The organism is Paenisporosarcina sp. FSL H8-0542 (assembly GCF_038632915.1).
Classification (GTDB): Bacteria; Bacillota; Bacilli; order Bacillales_A; family Planococcaceae; genus Paenisporosarcina.
In genome coordinates this window covers 985,601-1,001,641 of the sequence record NZ_CP152050.1, presented here as the reverse complement: position 1 = coordinate 1,001,641, position 16,041 = coordinate 985,601, and the positions used below count along the sequence as shown (strand labels likewise).

General features: G+C 38.2%; 11 protein-coding genes. 7 read left to right on the top strand and 4 right to left on the bottom strand.

Annotated features, from left to right (window positions below; all coding sequences use genetic code 11):
- The first annotated feature begins 124 nt into the window (after positions 1-124).
- Genes MHH33_RS05270 through MHH33_RS05255 form a run of 4 tightly spaced genes read left to right on the top strand, consistent with a single transcriptional unit; the run spans position 125 to position 5,167 of the window.
- Positions 125-1,678, top strand: a complete 1,554-nt coding sequence (locus tag MHH33_RS05270; RefSeq protein WP_342543149.1) for a spore germination protein — start codon at positions 125-127, stop codon at positions 1,676-1,678.
- Between the two features lie 16 nt (positions 1,679-1,694).
- Positions 1,695-2,807: a GerAB/ArcD/ProY family transporter gene (locus MHH33_RS05265; RefSeq protein WP_342543148.1), complete on the top strand. Its 1,113-nt coding sequence runs from the start codon at positions 1,695-1,697 to the stop codon at positions 2,805-2,807.
- A complete protein-coding gene (locus MHH33_RS05260; RefSeq protein ID WP_342543147.1) occupies positions 2,804-3,928 on the top strand; it encodes a Ger(x)C family spore germination protein in 1,125 nt (374 codons plus the stop codon). Before MHH33_RS05265 ends, MHH33_RS05260 begins: the two co-directional genes overlap by 4 nt.
- A 24-nt stretch (positions 3,929-3,952) precedes the next feature.
- Positions 3,953-5,167, top strand: coding sequence for an FAD-dependent oxidoreductase (locus MHH33_RS05255; RefSeq protein WP_342543146.1), 1,215 nt, complete (start codon positions 3,953-3,955; stop codon positions 5,165-5,167).
- 169 nt (positions 5,168-5,336) lie between these two features.
- Here the strand turns inward: MHH33_RS05255 and hutH are convergent, their stop codons facing one another.
- Positions 5,337-6,863, bottom strand: a complete 1,527-nt coding sequence (gene hutH / locus MHH33_RS05250; protein ID WP_342543734.1) for a histidine ammonia-lyase — start codon at positions 6,861-6,863, stop codon at positions 5,337-5,339.
- 149 nt (positions 6,864-7,012) lie between these two features.
- Here hutH and MHH33_RS05245 point away from each other — a divergent pair, with 149 nt between their 5' ends.
- Together MHH33_RS05245 and MHH33_RS05240 are read left to right on the top strand one after the other, a co-directional pair.
- A complete protein-coding gene (locus MHH33_RS05245) occupies positions 7,013-7,498 on the top strand; it encodes a DinB family protein (protein WP_016429062.1) in 486 nt (161 codons plus the stop codon).
- A 17-nt stretch (positions 7,499-7,515) separates the two neighbouring features.
- Positions 7,516-8,064: a GNAT family N-acetyltransferase gene (locus tag MHH33_RS05240; protein ID WP_342543144.1), complete on the top strand. Its 549-nt coding sequence runs from the start codon at positions 7,516-7,518 to the stop codon at positions 8,062-8,064.
- Positions 8,065-8,111: 47 nt separating this feature from the next.
- Here MHH33_RS05240 and MHH33_RS05235 read toward each other — a convergent pair whose 3' ends face one another.
- From MHH33_RS05235 to MHH33_RS05225, 3 genes are all read right to left on the bottom strand, one after another.
- Entirely contained in the window at positions 8,112-9,443 is a 1,332-nt protein-coding gene (locus MHH33_RS05235; RefSeq protein ID WP_342543143.1) for a DUF4179 domain-containing protein, read from the bottom strand.
- Entirely contained in the window at positions 9,436-9,954 is a 519-nt protein-coding gene (locus tag MHH33_RS05230; RefSeq protein ID WP_342543142.1) for a sigma-70 family RNA polymerase sigma factor, read from the bottom strand. Before MHH33_RS05230 ends, MHH33_RS05235 begins: the two co-directional genes overlap by 8 nt.
- A gap of 307 nt (positions 9,955-10,261) precedes the next feature.
- A complete protein-coding gene (locus tag MHH33_RS05225; RefSeq protein WP_342543141.1) occupies positions 10,262-11,890 on the bottom strand; it encodes a GNAT family N-acetyltransferase in 1,629 nt (542 codons plus the stop codon).
- 636 nt (positions 11,891-12,526) lie between these two features.
- On the opposite strand from MHH33_RS05225, the gene MHH33_RS05220 reads away from it, so the two are divergent.
- Positions 12,527-15,559, top strand: a complete 3,033-nt coding sequence (locus tag MHH33_RS05220) for an efflux RND transporter permease subunit (RefSeq protein WP_342543140.1) — start codon at positions 12,527-12,529, stop codon at positions 15,557-15,559.
- Positions 15,560-16,041: the final 482 nt, after the last annotated feature.

Below are 16,041 nucleotides of genomic sequence, written 5' to 3'. Positions count from 1 at the left end.
ATCGAACTGTACGAAAGTCTGTATTCTATAAGTGTCAAAAAATATTATTACATTTGAATTATGAGTATAGATTATTTTCCTGGAGCCTATTCTAAAAGAAAGGGTTGTAAAAGGAGGGAAAGAAATGTTTAAAAAAAAGAGCAGACAGTCTTCCTCGAAAAATAAACCGACTGTTGAAGATGGCAAAAATCACAAAGATGAAAAAGCAAGTAAGGTTCATAATGAAAGCTTGTTTCCAATCTCATCAAAAGATTATTTAGAGGCTATTAAAAAAGCAACCAACAATCCAACTGACTTAGTTGTCAAAACAATTTCTCCAAATCTCACGCTTACTTACATAGATAGTTTGGTGGATGGCCGAACCATAAAAGAACAGCTCCTTCCAGACCTTTTAAGAAAAGAGTATGAATCACCTGAAAGTCTTAAATCTGCACTTTCCCTGCCCGAGGTAGATTTGGATGAACAACTGGATCATTCCGTACTTTCTATGTATAACGGGACGGCACTGATTCATATAAATGGATTTTCTCAAGTTGTAATGGCAAAAATCACGACGAAAGAGTCCCGAAGCTTGACAGCACCTGAAAATGAATCACAGGTAATCGGGGCACAGGTCGGATTCAATGAAAGCCTGTCTACCAATGAATCACTAATTCGAAGGTATATTAAAAATCCTGAGCTGTGCAATGAAAAATTTATTGTTGGAAAACAAACGAATACAACGATTGCCCTTTTATATATCAAGGGCATTGCATCCGAGGACATGGTGAATACGCTGAAAGACAGGATTACCAGCTTAAAGCTGGATGCCTTATTGGACAGTTCGGCTCTTGCTGAAATGATTGATGACAATTCTTTATCACCATTTCCCCAGATGCTTCTTACTGAAAGACCGGACAGGTTTTGCGAAGGGTTGCTGAATGGTAAATTAGGCATCCTTGTGGATGGCAGTTCCATGGCATTATTATGCCCATACGCGTTCATTGAATTTTTCCAAAGCAGGGAAGATCAAAACCTGCGATGGCCAATCGCTTCCTTTTTTCGACTTTTGAGATTCGGTGCCATATTTTTGTCCACTTACTTGACACCTATGTATGTAGCAGCTCTGACTTTTCATTATGAAGTCATCCCCCAATCACTGTTAGTTCCTTTAAGCGAATCAAGAGCTCTAGTGCCATTCCCACCAATAATTGAAGCATTACTCCTGGAATTGATAATTGAATTATTAAGGGAAGCAGGGGCAAGATTACCGACCAAAGTTGGACAAACCATCGGTATCGTAGGCGGTATCGTGATAGGAACCGCGGCGGTACAAGCCGGGATTACGAGTAATATTCTTATTATCATTGTTGCGCTAAGCGCATTGGCTTCTTTTACGACGCCAAGCTTTATGATGGGTAACGTCATTCGGGTCATCCGATTTCCATTGATTTTGTTAGCGGGTTTTTGGGGTTTTTATGGAATCATGCTCGGTTTTTGCTTCATCTTGATCCACCTGATTCGTCAGTCTAGTTTGGGAGCACCATACACTGCTCCTTTCTATCCCCCGCGTTTTAAGGATTGGAGAGATAGTATCATTAGGTTGCCATTACCATTTGCTTACAAAAGGCAATCAAATGCAAGGCCACAGGATGCAGATAAATATCAACCAGAACCAATCAATCCAGAAAAAAGTTGAACTGAAGGTGATTTGAGTGAACAACACCATACATGTGAAAAACCAAGAGATGATCAATGCTTTTCTACTTTTTTTTGTGATTCATACGATTCAAGTAGGTGTTGGTATCCATGGCTTCCAACGTGTCATTTATCAGGACGCCAAACAAGATGCCTGGATTTCTGTTCTGCTCGTCGGAATTGCCACTCATATTATCGCGATTATTATGATTAAAACTCTGGAAATCTACGGTTCTAATGATTTATACGGCATCCATCAAGACATTTTCGGAAAATGGTTCGGCAACTTTTTAAATCTTTTATATGTATTGTATTGTTCAACTGCATTTTTCTCTGTATTACGAAACTATATTGAAGTGGTTCAAACGTGGGTTTTTCCGAACTTGAGTACGTGGTTTATTTCCGCTACTTTACTGCTGATAGTCATCTACGCTTTTACAGGTGGATTGCGTGTTATTGTTGGAATCTCATTTTTCAGTTTCGTTCTGTCCATTTGGCTTTTGCCCATGTTGGTATATCCACTTCAATTTACTTCGGCGCGAAGTTTGCTGCCCATAATGGAAACCGATATTATCGGAATTTTAAAAGGTGCACAGTCCATGACGTTTACTATTGCGGGGTTTGAGATACTCAATGTGATCTACCCATTCATCAAGGATAAAAATAAAGTACAAAAGCATGTGCATTTTGGATTGTTGGCAACTACGATCATTTATCTATCTGTCATATTAGTTTCTATCACATACTTCAGCCCAGAACAATTAAATAAATCGATTTGGGCCACCTTAACATTATTCAGCATCGTCCAATTTCCATTTATCGAACGGTTTGAATATATTGCCGTTTGCTTTTGGATGTTAGTGATTTTGCCCAACCTTTGTCTATACCTATGGGCTGCTTATCGTGGAAGCATACGATTGGTGAAAGTAAATTCAACCAAATTTATTTGGCTTTTTTCGGTTGTCATCTTTATGCTCTCTATTTCCATTGAAACTCGTACTCAAATCAATGCAGTGAACACTTACTTTTCCAAAGTTGGATTTTATGTCATATTTGTTTATCCCATCTTAATATACTTGCTCGCAATAATGAAAAAGAAATATCGGACTCGTAAGGAGCAAAAGATATGAAAAAAATAAAACTTGGCTTCATATTCGTTGTTCTCTTTGTTTCGTTGGTTGGATGTGCGGAACAGAAATTGCTGGAACAGATTGGATTGACGACCTTACTTGGATATGATTTGAGAGAAGACGATAAATTGTCGGTAACAGCAGTCGTTCGTCAAGTGAATCCAGAATTCCAAAGTAATGTAGAAGTAATTTCGGCTGAGAATGAAACTATTCGTGGTGCCCGTACTGTTATTAATAGAAAAACATCGAAAAAAATCGTGACCGGTCAGATGCGAGTAGTCTTGTTTGGAGAAGAAATATCAAAAGACGGAATTGCTCATAATATTGATACTCTTTCGAAGAATTCTGAGACGAGCGGTGGCTTGTATGTGGCTGTTGTTGAAGGTGAAACAAAATCATTACTTGAATATCAATATCAGGATATCGAAGATATAGGAACCCATATCTTCAAGTTGCTAGAACAAAACATCAAGAGCGAACAAATAATTTCATCCACTATTCATGAAGTAGCACACGATTATTACTCTCCGGGTAGGGACGTTGCTTTACCCATAATTAAAAGAAAGGAGGAAATTGTGGAAATTTCAGGAGTTGCTTTATTCAACAAAGACAAAATGGTCGGGAAATTATCGGCTGAAAATAGTTTTTACCTTAAATTGGCTAGAGATTTTCATAAGGCTGCCATGTTTGAAACGAAGATTCCTAAAGAATCACTACCAGCTTCACAAACACAGGAATCTCAAGAAGATATTACAGTAGTGATTGATACTATCTCTACGAAGAAAAAATTGAAACTCATTAATCCAGACACACCGGAATTCGACATGCACATCACAGTTCATGGAAGATTATTAGAAATAGAAGCAAATATGGATATGGACAACCCCAAAAATGTGCAGAAATTGGAAGAAGAAATCGAGAAAAGTATGTCCAAGAACCTTGCAAAAATACTCGTTTATTGTCAGGAAGTGGACTCCGATGTTTTTGGTTTAGGTGAATTTTACCGAAGCTCGGTCAGAGAGTCCAATCTCACTTATGAAAAATGGCATGAGATGTATAAGGACGCGAAAGTAAATATTAAAGTTGACTTTACCGTTCTTAGAAGTGGGATTTTCGAATAAGCTTGAGCGAATGGAGAATACTTTATGGATATACACAACGGTTCACCTTACTGGCCAACTACCTTCCCACTTAGAAAACCTTTTGAAGTTAACGAAAGGTCAGAATGCTATGATGTTGTCATTGTGGGTGGTGGCATGTCAGGGGCTTTGACTGCATTGGCTTTAACCGATGCCAGGCTAAGCGTAGCGATATTGGATAAACGACAAATGGCCACTGGCAGTACAATGGTAAATACCGGGTTCATTCAGTATTCGAATGATATTATGCTACATGAGTTAATCGATCAAATTGGTGAACGGGATGCTGTACGATATTATCAAATGTGTTTGAAAGCCGTTAAGGATTTAGAAACCATATCAAATCGTCTTCCTATTTCTTCTGATTTTATCGTACGACCAAGTATCTGTTTCGCAAGTTCAGATGCTGATGTCAAAAAAATAAAAGAAGAGTACGAAACATTGAGAAGGCATGGTTTTCCATGTGATTACTGGACCCCTGATGAAATGTCGGAAAATGTGTCTTTCACAAAACCTGGCGCATTTGTGACATATGAGGATGCCGAAATGAATCCGTATCGCTTAGTGAATGGAATATTAGAATTGATTGAAGAAAAAGGGACGCATTTATTCGATTTTGTTGAAGTGACAGATTCAATGACACAAGAGGATTGCATATTAATAAAGACAAATGCAGGTACTTTCAATGCTAAACATATAATTTATACAACGGGTTATGAAACTACTCCGGTTGGGAAAAGGATTGGTGCAAAAATCAATCGTTCATATGCAGTTGTAACAAAACCCATTGACCAGATTACACAATGGTATCAACGAGCGTTTATTTGGGAAACAGCTAGACCATATCTTTATATTCGAACAACAACAGATAACCGAATCATCGTTGGTGGTTTGGATGAAGAGATAGCTCATGCGCCGAAATCACTGGAACTGATTAATGAAAAAGCCGAAAAGTTGCTGATTCGAATACAAGAACTTTTCCCTCATTTTCAAATTGAACTGGATTATGCTTATGGCGCTACCTTCGGTGAATCGAAGGATAACATGCCATTTATCGGACAACATCCCACCAAGAAAAATCATTATTATTTACTCGGATATGGTGGGAATGGTACAGTCTATAGCATGTTTGGTTCACAAATATTGAGGGATTTAATAATTGATGGCCATCACCCCGATGCCCATTTAGTGCAACTGGATCGTAAATATGGTGTTAAATAAGTGAAAGGCAGTCTCCAATAATGGAGACTGCCTTTTTTATTGGCTCGTTGAGTAGCTGAGCCGTATCTCAGTCTAACTTTTTGGGTATCACGTCTGAAAAATTAGCGTTCACATCTGACTTTGCAGATTCACGTCTGAAAACGACCTTTGAGACATCTTGACTCATCGCTTACTGGACGGTTACAGCCTCTTTTTTCGCATAAATTGAGGAAGCAGTTTCGTTCTTTAAATGTACGCTGATTCGCTCGATATCTGTGCTGAAAATCCGGTCTTCATCCATCGATGGGACGAATGCTCTGAATTCATTCCATTTATCCTGTAACAATGGAGACATTTTATCTTTGCCTCTGTACTCCGAACCTTGCAATGCACAGAAAGCTTCGATTGCCAACACGCGTCGTGCATTTTGAATCATATTTCCAGCATGACGTGCGCCGATTGTCCCCATGCTCACATGATCTTCCTGATTAGCCGAAGATGGGATTGAATCAACCGAGGCTGGATGTGCCAGCGTCTTATTTTCCGATACTAAGCTTGCCGCCGCATATTGCAGAATCATGGCACCTGATTGAAGTCCTGGTTGTGGACTTAGGAAAGGCGGTAATCCTTCGTTCAATTGTGGATTGACCAATCGTTCGATTCGGCGTTCCGAAACATTCGCAAGCTCCGCAACTGCCAATTTCAGAAAGTCCATCGCAAAAGCAATCGGCTGACCATGGAAATTACCTCCTGAAATGATGACTTCCCCATCCTCAAAAATCAATGGATTGTCTGTTGCTGCATTCATTTCGATTTCAAGCTTCTCTTTTACATAACCAAGCACCTGCCAGCTGGCACCGTGAATTTGTGGAATACAACGCAGCGAATAGGCATCCTGCACACGCTTTTCACCTTGAGTTGTAACAAGTTGACTGCCTTGCAACCACTCTAGCATTCTACGTGCCACATCTACTTGCTCGACATAGCCACGTGCCTGATGGACAGCTGGATGAAATGCATCTGTGATACAGTGAAGCGCTTCCATCGTCATCGCCGCAATCCATTCACTTTGGTAAGCGAGAGTCTCCGCTTCCAACCAGTTCACCACGCCCTGAGCTGTCATGGCTTGCGTACCATTGATTAGCGCCAAGCCTTCTTTTGCTTCCAGCACTAATGGTTCAATACCTTTATTCCCCCATACTTCATGAGCTGGAATTTGCTGTCCCTCATGCCAGACAAACCCTTCCCCCACCAATACAAGTGCCAGATGAGACAAAGGTGCTAAATCACCGGATGCCCCTAGAGATCCTTGTGAAGGAATGACTGGATGAATCGAATGATTGACCATGTAAGCCAATCGTTCTAATACATCTACTCGAATGCCCGAGAAACCTTTCAATAATGCATTCAATCGTAAGACGACCATTGCACGGGACACTCGTTCTTCAAATGGTTCACCAATTCCACATGCATGTGAACGGATTAAATGGAGTTGTAGTGCGTGTACATCTTCCTCATCAATGCTGACATCACTGAACTTACCAAAGCCCGTATTAATGCCATAAACTGTTTTGCCTTCTCTTACGATTCTCTCAACCGCTTCACGGCTTTTTTGAACACGTGTTAATGCATTTGAATCAAGATTTATTGTTTCATTCTGAAATAATATGGATCGCATTTCTTCTAAATTTAATTTCTCACCAGTTAATAAGATCATCATAATCACCCCTATACTTCGAGTATATGTGTGTATATAATGAACTGCAATTACTATTTTCCAAATTATAACAAGATGCAGTGGTAGTGTACTATCTTAATAAAGTGTTAAAATGGGGAATATTCACATTTTTTAGAGGAGGAATTCAATTGGAATGGCAATCGATGTTTCATTATCACAAATGGGCTACACAAAAACTATTGAATCATGTAGATTCACTAGATGCATCTATCTTTCACCAAGAAGCAAAAAATTCATTTCCATCTATCAGTGAAACTTACTCACATGTCATCAGTGTTGATTACTTATGGTATAAGCGTTTAATTGGTATTGCTAAGCCGGAATGGAAACAATTTGATGTGAGTTCTGTTCAATCAACGAAAGAAGCATTTGCAGCTTTACACGAAAAAATGGAACAATTTTTCTCGACGCTAACTGACGAACAGTGGAAAGAAACAGTGAATTTTACCAATATAAAAGGTGCTCCGTTTTCCAACAAACGAGACGAAATGTTCTTTACGTTCATCAACCACTCTTCCTATCATCGGGGTCAGGTGACTTCATTCCTGCGTCAGTTTGATTTGGAGGGCGTTCCAGTCGATTACATTTATTTTGCAAATGAAATTCAAAGCTAATTATGGAGGTTTTCCTGTTGTCTTTTCCTGTACTAGAATCCGATAGACTTAACTTAATCGACTTAAATCAATCCCATGCAGTCCACTTGTTCAATCAATTCTCACGTGAAGATGTCACACGTTACTATGGGATGGACCCCCTCACAACAATGGAACAAGCAGAAAAAATGATTACCAATATGAATAAAGGCTTCATGGAAAAACGTTCAGCACGATGGGGCATCCAACTAAAAGAAACTGGAGAGTTGGCTGGAACAATCGGGTTAAATAATCTGCAGCTTTGGAGCAAAAAATGTGAAGTTGGCTATGACCTGCATCCAGATTTTTGGGGCAAGGGCTATGTGAAAGAAGCACTGGAGAAGGTTTTGTCACATTGCTTTGAAACACTTGAACTTTCCCGAGTTGGCGCCGTTACATTTCCTGACAATGAAGCTTCGTGGAAGCTATTGTTGAAAATGGGGTTTGAAAAAGAAGGATTGCTAAGAAATTATTTATATCAAGGTGGTAAAACTCACGATGCTTTCGTCTTTTCCTTAACGTTTGAAGACTGGAATCGACTTTATTAATAATTAGAAAAGAGGATGTCCCAACAATGGGTGGGCATCCTCTTTTTTTACTTATTTGGTTTTTTCAATTCTACCTTAATATCGCCTTCAATGTAATTTGGATATGCCAATAATTCGAGCTCTAGTGGATTCTTATAGTCGGTAGTATCAAAATCTAGTGTCCAATGACTTTCCAATTTTCCTGAATCATAAAACATTGAGGTAGATGGAGAACTTATCGATTTTCCATTGGCGTCTTGTATTATGCTGGTTAAACTAAAATTGTTATTTACATCTTTGGCCTGTGTTAAGAAGAAATCAGCGTGAGTTTTACTAGACTCACCTAATTGCAATCTTCCATCACGTGGACTGTTCAATAAAATATTTTTTTCAGTATCTACAACAACAATTGCTTCATCTTTATTAAGTGCCTGTAATTTATTTATACGTAAGTATAGTTCTTTTGGTTTTTCAAAGTAATTGCTTTGTACGTATATAATTTGTTCTAACTCTCCTACTTCACTTCCAGAAATTCCACTTCTAGAACCCCAAATCTCTCCATTTTCATCTTCTAAACGTAAATCCGGAAATTGGAGGATTTTTTTCGAGTTATTTGGATTTATTGAAATTCGAACATCTACACGGCGAGGATTGATCGTTACTTCTTCAATCGTAAACTTTTGATTTTCAATTTCTACTTCTTTCTTTAATACAAAATTAATGCTCGGTTTAACATTTTCGGGAACAGTAAACGGAATAATATATTCTATTTCCTTTCCTTCATTCTCGATTGTCATCACGAGTGAAAATGATAAATCATTAAACTTCGTTGGCTTTTGAAAATGAAAATCGATTGTATTACTCAACTCTTTAACAGCTTGATCATTAGCTGAGATACTAAAAGAACTACTTGGCGAAATAATTTCGTCGTTCCTTAATTCTACATTTCCAACCCGAACATTCTGTATGGCTTCTTCAGAATTAACGGTATAAAAAACATTCATCCCCGATTCATCTAGGATGACACCGTCAATGGTTAGTGTTAAATCTTCCTTGGTTTGAGAAGCATTAATTTCTTGGTAATAGTCATTTTTAATAGCAGACGTTAAGCCCTTATCATAGTGAATCATTGCAACAATTTTTTCCAGTCCAGGTATAGATGAAACCGCATTTGCAAAAGTTGGAGACACTCGAATGAATGTGGCCAATGTAATCATGAGAAGTGCAGTTGCTGCAAGCATTCCATAATTTCGTATTTTTCTCTTTTTCTTCTTCACTTTTTCAAGCTTTGCACGTTCATAGCCTTGCCCAATTGCTCCGTCCAGCTGTTCGGTAGGAATACTGATGTGTTCAAGCTGACGTCGAAGTTCTGCCAATTTCTCTTCCTCGTTTTCAAACATGATCCACTTCCCCTTTCTCCGTCAGATGTTGGCGCAACGTTTTCAAGATTTTGTGAAGACGGGATTTGACGGTTCCCTCAGGTATATTTTCTATCACCGCAATGTCCTTAATCTTTGTATTTTGAAAATATTTCATATACACCAATTGCTGCTCCTGCTCTGATAACTTATTTAAGGCTTCCTGCAATTCAAATTGAACCAAATCATTATTAACGGATATTTCATTAATTAGTTCAGAATTTGAGAAACGCTTTTTCTTTTTCAATTGATCTTGGCAATAATTCATCATGATACGAGTCAGCCATGTATTAATGTAGCAAGGTTCTTTGACTGTATGAATTTTTTTATATGCTCTGTAGGTGACTTCCTGCATGGCTTCCAGCGCATCATGTTCATTTCTTAAAAAAGCGAATGCTGTCCGGTACAATGCTTCTTTATTGAATTGCATTACAAGCAGGAATGATTCATCATCTCCAGCAATTGCCCGTTTGACGATTTCAATTTCCCCCAAATCGACCCCTCATTTCAACCTCTGTTATGTATTAGACATCGTACTGTCGAAAAAGTTCATTAACAATAAAAAAACCTGCCACTTTATCGTAGTGGTCAGGCAGATGGTACACAAGATGTATTTTAGGAAGCTAAGAGTAATGACTTATCGATTTTTTCTCTCTTTGTTTCTTTGCACATTTCTCAACCATATTATAAGCTTTCCTAACCGATGTTTTGATACGTAATCGGAATATACTTTCACATGATCTCCCCCAAAACCAATTTACTGTTGCATGTCCATTTTTAAACCAACAACTCAGCCAAGCTCACTGCTTGCTCGTCGAATTAGTTAAAACTTGTGTAGATGGCTTAAATAACAAATTTCTTTTCTTGATACTGCTGACATGAGTGAAACCTAATTGTTGAAGATGTTTCGTAGTCACTTCATCTTTCTTTGTGGTATGAAGAAAAATGTCCTGAACTCCATTATCTTGCCGCAAAAATGAACATACACTCGACAACTTATGAATTTGCCATTCTGCAATATACGCACTGTTTTTTGGCAACTCCTGCAAGTAATCAACTTCATCTACACGTATAACATTTGGATGAACCCAAAACATCGAAACATTGGCATCACCATAGGGGGTAAACCCATTATAAAACCATTTATTCGTTTGCTTCAGGTCGTGATGTCGTTTTCGTGCTTCGGGATAGATAAGCATTTGATAATCCAGCGAATCTTCAGTACCTTGCTTTTGTTGATAAATCTCGACCGATTTCTTCGAATAAATTTTACCAACTTGGCTGCGAAACGCTTTTACCCACTCCCTGAAGCTAGCATTCCGAAAAAAATGCAGATTTTTTCCAAGAAACTCATTTTTAAATAACAATACTTTATAGTTCTTCTTTAAAATTTCTTTTACATACCCCTTACCTTTGATCAGTTGGAAGACCATTTGAGTTTGCCATTCATTAGAAGAAAACAAGAAATTGTTCGTGTAGTCTACTCCCGTATTCCAGTCGAACTTATATGGCTCGTAGCCAATGCTCAAGTCATAAATTCTCAAATCATTATTTTGGCTTCTAGTGATTAATTCTTTATCGAGGATTGTTCCAGGTCCATAAAGGCTGTAGTCAGGATCGTGCCCGTTCAAATAACCGACATGTCGACCTCTGCACTTAAATACGTAAGAGAACGCAATCATTTGATCATCCAAATATAAGCCTTCCACTTTTGCTTTCATCGGTCCATCTTCACAGTTTAATAAAGCACTGTAAAACATCTGATGTTCTTCATCCGTGAAATTGGTCTCGTCCATCTTTCTCCATCGCTTATCATGTAGCGTAAAAACTTGTTCGATTTCATCTGGACTGCTAGTCATTACTTTTGGATGACCTAAATAACGAAGTCTCTTTTCCCTGCGATTGAGACCGTGAATTTTACTTCTTTTTTTCAAGTAATCTTCGAGATTGAGCGTGTCCGTTTTCACGAAAGGCGTAACAATTGAAAATATGGTGGGTTCACACTTTCTTCTAGCCAGATACAAACTCAACATATTGGTTGTAGGACTGCTTGACAATAACCCATGTAAATTAAAGATGCATTTCGGCATCGACTCCATTAATTCATCGAAAACATATTGAATCACTTGTTCTCTTTCATCATCGTATACGACGATATCCATGTAATGCGCTTCACCACGCCCGAGGAACTCAATGACGGTCGACTTCATCATGTGAGTGATTTGCAAAGGGAAAAAGGCAATCACGTTATCTGCTTTTTCTACGACGATAATTTCGACTCCCCGATTGCGCCCAAGGTATTTCCACCAATTCTCTATCCATTGAAATTCAATGAATGGGTTATCGTTCTGATTGATATCCAAAATGTGATCCCACATTTTCTGATAAGGTTTCAATTGCTCCAATGACCGGATATGGTAAACCTTCATTAATTTCTCCCTTCTATTATCAGTTGATATTGAATGGTTTCGAGGAAATAAATGAGAAACTTCCGATTGCTTAAGAATTAATCTGAGAGGCTTGGACTATTTACAGTCGCTCAAGTCGCACTTTTTATAAGAGGCGATATGAGATTATATTCAGCCAAGGACCTTATACAGAACCTTTTTATGAACAACAAAAAAACACGTCTTTCGAAATGAATCGAAAGACGTGGTTAATGATGGGTAAATCCATCTACATTTAAATGAATCATGTAAATGGAAACGGCGTGGCCGCTACCCCCTTATAACAACGTAATTGTCTGTAAATGCCGTTGTTCTATTTGATTAATACAATGCATAGTTTGAGAGGTTATTTGATGTTTTCTCATGTTCAAAACATCACTCCGTTTACTTTTCCATTATCTTCTAAGTCTTAGGTCTTAGAAAAACATAATTCTAAGGATCAATGTGGAAGAGACTCCTTTTTTTTACAATGAAGATGTAACTGAAAAGATGGTAAGAAGGGAGCACATAGTTTGAATTAAGTTTTTGTAAAATTTAATAAAAGTCTGATTTTTCGTTTTGCATTTATAGTATATTTCTTTTGATATCAAATTTGTAATTTTATGGAGGGAAATTGTTATGTCGATATTTACCAAGTGGGCTTTTCGAAACAGGGCTGCTGTCGCTGTATTAACCATTTTAATATTGGTGATAGGTATTGTCAGCTATTTTAGATTGCCTATGGAATTTTTACCATCTGCGGATAATCCGCAAGTCACCATTATTTCCGTAGGTCAGGGAACTGACTCCAATACGATGGAATCAGAAGTAACCTATCCGATTGAAAGAGCTGTTGCAGGATTGAATGGAAAAACATCTGTCTATTCTACAACAGGAGATGGATTTTCAAAAGTAGACCTGTTTTTCGAGGCAGGATATGATATGAAACAAGCCAAACAGGATGTACAAGATGCGTTAAGTAATGTAGCTTTGCCGCACTATATATCCAAGCCAACCATATCACAGCTTAATACATCTATGATTCCAATTGCTAACATTGCTGTCACCTTTGAAGAAGGTGTGACTACAGAAAATGTGGATTTTGCTCGTGAAGAGCTTCAATCTCTTTATCAAGAAATCAAAGGTGTTTCCAGTGTAGATCTATATGGGATTACAGATTCCGTCATTTCCGTGAATATTGATGATGAAAAATTGGCTGAAAATCAAATTTCTCTTCAAGCAGTTATGGGCATTCTTAATGGTCAAAATACTGCTGTAGCTGTTGGTGAAAAGATTATTGACGGAAAAACAAGCAATATTAAAGTAATCGGTGATTTAACAAGCATTGAAAAACTAAAAGGTTTAACTGTTGCACCCAGTGTGACGCTTGGAGATATTGCAACAATTGAAGAAACAAGAGATGCAAATTTCATAAGCCGATTCAATGGAAAGGAAAGCCTAGATATTAGCATCACAAAGGATAGCCAATCCAATGCGGTGACTATTAGCAAAGAAATTGAAAAAGTAACAAAGAAAATCAATGAAAAGTATGATCAGCAGGAATCTGTTATTTATATTTCCTCTGCTGATATGGTTCAAAATTCCGTTCATACTATGATAAAAGAAGTTCTTCTTGGTGCACTATTTGCAACAATCGTCATTATGGTTTTCCTGCGAAATATCCGTTCTACTTTTATTACCATAATATCGATTCCTCTATCCCTGTGTTTCACACTATTCCTTCTGTCTTGGTCTGGTGTGACATTGAATATCTTAACGCTCGGTGGTGTCGCTGTTGCAGTTGGACGCCTAGTTGATGACAGTATTGTCGTCATAGAAAATATTTTCCGGAAAATGCAAACAGAGAAATTCTCAGTTCAAATGGTTATTGACGCAACGAAGCAAGTAGGGGTTGCTATTACTGCCTCTACATTAACAACAGTAGCCGTTTTCTTACCTATGAGTTTACTGAATGGTGGACTTCAAGAATTTCTTTTACCATTCGCTTTAACCGTTACTTATTCCTTGCTAGCATCCTTGATTGTCGCGTTGACTGTTGTTCCGTTAATGAGTGCGGGATTATTAAAGAATACAAAGCTTCCTGAACATAAACCAGCTGTTCGTTTTCCAAAAGTAGTTACTTGGTCCTTGAATCATAAATGGATTGTTTTCTCGATTTCCATCCTCCTATTCATCGGATCCATAGGCACTTACTTTTTCATTCCAAAAGGTGCAGTTGACAGCTCCTCTGCTGACTATGTCCTGACCACGCTGAGTTACCCGAATGATACGCCAGTGGAAGAAGTAAAGGAAAAGACAATTGAATTTGAATCATCCATTCGAGATATGGATGAAGTGAAACATGTGTTTTCACAGGTAGGTTCTCCAGCTGAAGCTGCTCAATATGGCTATGTTGGATCACCGACAGAAGCGTCCTTCAGTATTTTATTAGACGATAAAAATGATACAGACTTCATAGTGAAAGAAATGTTAAAGAAAAAGGATCAATATCCTGATGCCATTCTAGAAGTAACTACAGCCTCCTTTATGATGGGAGGAGCAGGTACAAATATCACCATTGATGTAGTCGGTGAAAATTTAGCAGACCTTGAAGAAGTGGCAACCAATATTAAAGAAAAAGTGCAAAACATTGAGGGTGTCGAGGAAGTATCGACCAATCAAGACGAGAAGAAAACTGTACACTACCTTGTTGTAGATCCAACAAAAGGAAATACTGAGCAAATCGCACAGCAGTTGGGTGTGATGTTAAATAAAACACCAATTGGAACGATTAGTTTAGATGACAAGCAGAAAACTGTATTCCTGGAACCGCTCCTGGATACGGAGACACCTGAAGACTTGGAGAATATACCAGTCATGACCGATTCCGGCCTTGTACCAGTATCATCCATTGCTACTTTACAAAGTGAAGAGCTTTCAACCAACCAGTTTCATAAAGATGGGGATGCCTACCTTCGTGTTACAGCATCAGTTGATCCTGCAAAGCTTTCTGAAATCTCAAAAACAATCAATCTAGAGATTTTCGGCGATCAAAAAGACAATAAAGGCATGGATCTACCAGATAATGTTGAGGTTCTAGTAGGTGGATCAAGTAGCCAACAGGCAGATGATTTTACAGATTTATTTCTAATAATGCTTGTTTCGATCGGAATAGTATTTTTAATTATGGTCATCACATTTAAGTCGATCAAAGCACCAATCGCCATTCTTTGCTCCCTTCCACTTGCTGCGATTGGCGCAATTTTAGGAATCCTCATCAGTGGAATTCCAGTTGATATCACAGCACTACTAGGAGCATTAATGCTAATTGGTATCGTCGTAACAAATGCCATAGTCCTTCTAGACCGAGTAAAACAAAATGAACAAAAAATGATTATACGTGATGCTCTAGTGGAAGCGACAGCAACAAGGATGAGACCGATTTTCATGACTGCAATTGCAACCATCTGTGCGATGCTTCCACTGCTACTAAAACAGGCCGAAACAGGAAGCTTAGTATCACAAAGTCTAGCTATTGTTGTAATTGGTGGGCTTGCCTTGGCAACCGTGCTGACCCTAATCGTTATTCCTTGTATGTATGAATTGCTTTACTTTAGAAAATCTAAGAAACAGCGCATGAATCAAACAACTGACCAAGATATTTCAGTATGAAATTAATATTACCAGTCACACTATCCACTATTATGTGAACAATAATGAATGTAGATAGCGTGAGACAAATAGAACGCCTTTAAGTTGAAAACGGGTATTGAATACCTGAACCAACTTGGAGGTGTTTTCTATTAGTAAAAGAATAATTTAATATATCCCAAACCATTATGTACAAAACAAAAAAACACGTCTTTCGAAATGAATCGAAAGACGTGTTTGATGGTGATTAAATCCAACAATATGAATCATGTAAATGGAGACGGCGGGAATCGAACCCGCGTCCAGAAACTCCAACACTTAAGCTACATGTATCTTGACTATTGAGGTTTCGCGCAGCACTATGCCGACAAGCGGGTGTCATGTACGCTAACTTGGAAATCTCTTGCTGACATCCATACTTTATATTTAAACAATTTTATTATTGGGGTGTAATACATCATTTACGAACTTGGCTATAAACCATCTTAACCACAATATACCAT

What these genes read in the sequence shown, in the direction of transcription:
- MHH33_RS05270 (WP_342543149.1), top strand. Translation starts at nt 125, where the DNA reads ATGTTTAAAAAAAAGAGCAGACAGTCTTCCTCGAAAAATAAACCGACT.
- MHH33_RS05255 (WP_342543146.1), top strand. Translation starts at nt 3,953, where the DNA reads ATGGATATACACAACGGTTCACCTTACTGGCCAACTACCTTCCCACTT.
- MHH33_RS05225 (WP_342543141.1), bottom strand. Translation starts at nt 11,890, where the DNA reads ATGAAGGTTTACCATATCCGGTCATTGGAGCAATTGAAACCTTATCAG.
- MHH33_RS05260 (WP_342543147.1), top strand. Translation starts at nt 2,804, where the DNA reads ATGAAAAAAATAAAACTTGGCTTCATATTCGTTGTTCTCTTTGTTTCG.
- MHH33_RS05220 (WP_342543140.1), top strand. Translation starts at nt 12,527, where the DNA reads ATGTCGATATTTACCAAGTGGGCTTTTCGAAACAGGGCTGCTGTCGCT.
- MHH33_RS05235 (WP_342543143.1), bottom strand. Translation starts at nt 9,443, where the DNA reads ATGTTTGAAAACGAGGAAGAGAAATTGGCAGAACTTCGACGTCAGCTT.
- hutH (WP_342543734.1), bottom strand. Translation starts at nt 6,863, where the DNA reads ATGATCTTATTAACTGGTGAGAAATTAAATTTAGAAGAAATGCGATCC.